Source organism: Mesorhizobium sp. M7A.F.Ca.US.006.01.1.1 (assembly GCF_003997935.1).
GTDB lineage: Bacteria > Pseudomonadota > Alphaproteobacteria > Rhizobiales > Rhizobiaceae > Mesorhizobium.
Map to the genome: position 1 here is coordinate 1 of NZ_RZQL01000424.1, position 3,161 is coordinate 3,161.

General features: G+C 60.8%; 4 protein-coding genes. All 4 read left to right on the forward strand.

Annotated features, from left to right (window positions below; translation table 11 throughout):
• On the forward strand, positions 1 to 927 hold a 927-nt coding region (gene eno, locus EN943_RS36225), incomplete at its 5' end, for a phosphopyruvate hydratase (RefSeq protein ID WP_127416531.1).
• A gap of 162 nt (positions 928 to 1,089) precedes the next feature.
• Complete coding sequence (locus EN943_RS36230) at positions 1,090 to 1,413, forward strand: septum formation initiator family protein (RefSeq protein ID WP_027038975.1); 324 nt, start codon at positions 1,090 to 1,092, stop codon at positions 1,411 to 1,413.
• Positions 1,414 to 1,607: 194 nt separating this feature from the next.
• Positions 1,608 to 2,645, forward strand: coding sequence for a pyruvate dehydrogenase (acetyl-transferring) E1 component subunit alpha (gene pdhA, locus EN943_RS36235; protein WP_127416532.1), 1,038 nt, complete (start codon positions 1,608 to 1,610; stop codon positions 2,643 to 2,645).
• A gap of 15 nt (positions 2,646 to 2,660) precedes the next feature.
• Positions 2,661 to 3,161, forward strand: a 501-nt coding sequence (locus tag EN943_RS36240; RefSeq protein WP_348630119.1) for a biotin/lipoyl-containing protein, incomplete at its 3' end; no start/stop codon positions are given.

The window sequence follows — 3,161 nt, forward strand, 5'->3', positions numbered from 1 at the left end:
GTGCAAAGGGCGGCCGCCGATGCCGCCGGCCTGCCGCTCTACCGTTATGTCGGCGGCACCAAGGCGCATCTCCTGCCGGTGCCTATGATGAACATCATCAATGGCGGCGCGCATGCCGACAACCCGATCGATTTCCAGGAATTCATGATCCTGCCGATCGGCGCGCCGACGCTGCGCGAAGGTGTCCGCTGGGGTTCGGAAATCTTCCATACGCTGAGGAAGAAACTGAAGGACGCCGGCCACAACACCAATGTCGGCGACGAGGGCGGCTTTGCCCCAAACCTGAAAAGCGCGCCTGTGGCGCTCGATTTCATCATGGAGTCGATCGAACAGGCCGGCTTCAAGCCGGGCGACGAGATTGCGCTCGGCCTCGATTGCGCCGCGACCGAGTTCTTCAAGGACGGCAACTACGTCTATGAGGGCGAGAAGAAGACGCGCGATCCCAAGGCGCAGGCCAAATACCTGGCCAAGCTTGCCGCCGACTATCCGATCATCTCGATCGAGGACGGCTTGGCCGAGGACGATTGGGAAGGCTGGAAGTACCTGACCGACCTGATCGGCAAGAAGACGCAGCTGGTTGGCGACGATTTGTTCGTCACCAACACGGCGCGGCTGCGCGACGGCATCCGCATGGGCGTTGCCAATTCGATCCTGGTCAAGGTCAACCAGATCGGCTCGTTGACGGAAACGCTCGACGCCGTTGAAACCGCGCACAAGGCCGGCTACACCGCTGTCATGTCGCACCGCTCGGGCGAAACCGAGGATTCGACCATTGCCGATCTCGCCGTCGCCACCAATTGCGGACAGATCAAGACCGGCTCGCTGTCGCGCTCGGACCGCATGGCCAAGTACAATCAGCTGATCCGCATCGAGGAACAGCTCGGCAAGCAGGCAAGCTATGCCGGCAAGTCGGTGGTCAAGGGCTGATCCGGAAACACCTGCTCATCGATACCGGACAAAAGGGCGGGAGCATTCCCGCCCTTTTTCGTTTCGGCGCCGCCAAACATGTCACCCGTAACCGTCCGTTAAGCACAATCGGGCGAAAAAGATCGTGAGCCGCATGAGTTCGTGGCCGCGAGGATTTGGATCATGTGGACGCGTCAGCACAAGCAGAGAAACACCGGCCGGCTGATCATTCCCTCGCTTTGCGTGGCGTTCCTGGCCTATTTCGGCTTTCACGCCTATCACGGCGAATTCGGCATCTATTCGAAATATCAGCTTGAAGCCCAGACGGTTGCGCTGCAAGGCCAGCTCGATGCCATCAAGGCGCGCCGCATGGAACTTGAGCGCCGCGTTCGGCTGATGCATGAAGGCACGCTCGAGAAGGACATGCTCGATGAGCAGGCACGTAAGGCGCTCAATCTGTCCCAGGCTGACGAAATCACCATTATGTTGCCGACCTCGGCGAAATAACTGACTTCAAGTTAATCGTCAATATTTTCAATGATTTTAATCGCTTAGGCGCATGCCAGCTATGCAAATTCGGCATGGCGCAACGCTTTGACGCGTGTTAGCCTCCCTGAAATCGGTGGGGAGGAGCTGATCTCCCCAGGGCAGATTTCATCCTGCTCTAATGTCCACAAAGAGACGCCAACAGGGAGTGATGCATGGCCACCGCCGCCAGAAAAGCGCCTGCCAAATCCAAATCCGACGGCAAATCGGGGCTTTCCGCCCCCAGGCCTGTCGAATTCACCAAGGACGAAGAGCTTGCCGCCTACCGGCACATGCTGCTCATCCGCCGCTTCGAGGAAAAGGCCGGCCAGCTTTACGGCATGGGTTTCATCGGCGGCTTCTGCCACCTCTATATCGGCCAGGAAGCGGTCGTCACCGGCATGAAGATGGCGCTGATCGACGGCGATCAGATGATCACCGCCTATCGCGACCACGGCCACATGCTGGCGATGGAGCTGTCGCCGCGCGGCGTCATGGCCGAGCTGACCGGGCGTCGCGGCGGCCTGTCGCGGGGCAAGGGCGGCTCCATGCACATGTTCTCCAAGGAAAAGCACTTTTACGGCGGCCACGGCATCGTCGGCGCGCAGGTGTCGCTCGGCACGGGCTTGGCCTTCGCCAACCGCTACCGCGACAACAACAATGTCTCGCTGACCTATTTCGGCGACGGTGCGGCCAACCAGGGCCAGGTCTATGAAAGCTTCAACATGGCCTCGCTGTGGAAGCTGCCGGTGATCTACATCATCGAGAACAACCGCTATGCCATGGGCACTTCGGTGTCGCGCTCTTCGGCGGAAACCAATTTTTCGCACCGTGGCGCTTCGTTCAAGATCCCCGGCATCCAGGTCGACGGCATGGACGTGCGCGCCGTCAAGGCCGCCGGCGACCAGGCGACCGAATGGTGCCGCGCCGGCAATGGGCCGATCATTCTCGAAATGCAGACCTACCGCTATCGCGGTCACTCGATGTCCGATCCGGCAAAATACCGCTCTAAGGAAGAAGTGCAGAAGATGCGCTCCGACCATGACCCGATCGAACAGGTCAAGGCGCGGCTGATCGAGAAGAAGTGGGCAACCGAGGACGAGCTGAAGACCATCGACAAGGAGGTCCGCGACATCGTCGCTGACGCCGCCGAATTTGCCCAGAACGATGCAGAGCCGGATCCGTCCGAACTCTGGACCGATATCGTATTGTAACGGGAGGGCAAGGACATGCCGATCGAAATTCTCATGCCCGCTCTCTCGCCGACCATGGAAGAGGGCAATCTTTCCAAGTGGTTGAAGAACGAGGGCGACAAGGTCGTCGCCGGCGACGTCATCGCCGAAATCGAGACCGACAAGGCGACGATGGAAGTGGAGGCCGTCGACGAAGGCACGCTGGGCAAGATCCTGATCGCCGCCGGCACCGAAGGCGTCAAGGTCAACACACCCATCGCCGTGCTGTTGCAGGACGGCGAAAGTGCCGACGATATCGGCAAGTCCGCGGCTCCCGCCAAGGCGGAAGCACCTGCAGAGGCTCCGGCCGCCGCAGAGGACAAGGCGGAGGCCGCAAAGCCGGCTGCCGCGCCGGTGGCTGCCGCGCCGAAGACGGAAATCGCCGCCGATCCGGACATTCCGGCCGGTACGGAAATGGTCTCGACCACGGTGCGCGAAGCGTTGCGCGATGCGATGGCCGAGGAAATGCGCCGCGACGGCGATGTCTTCGTCATAGGC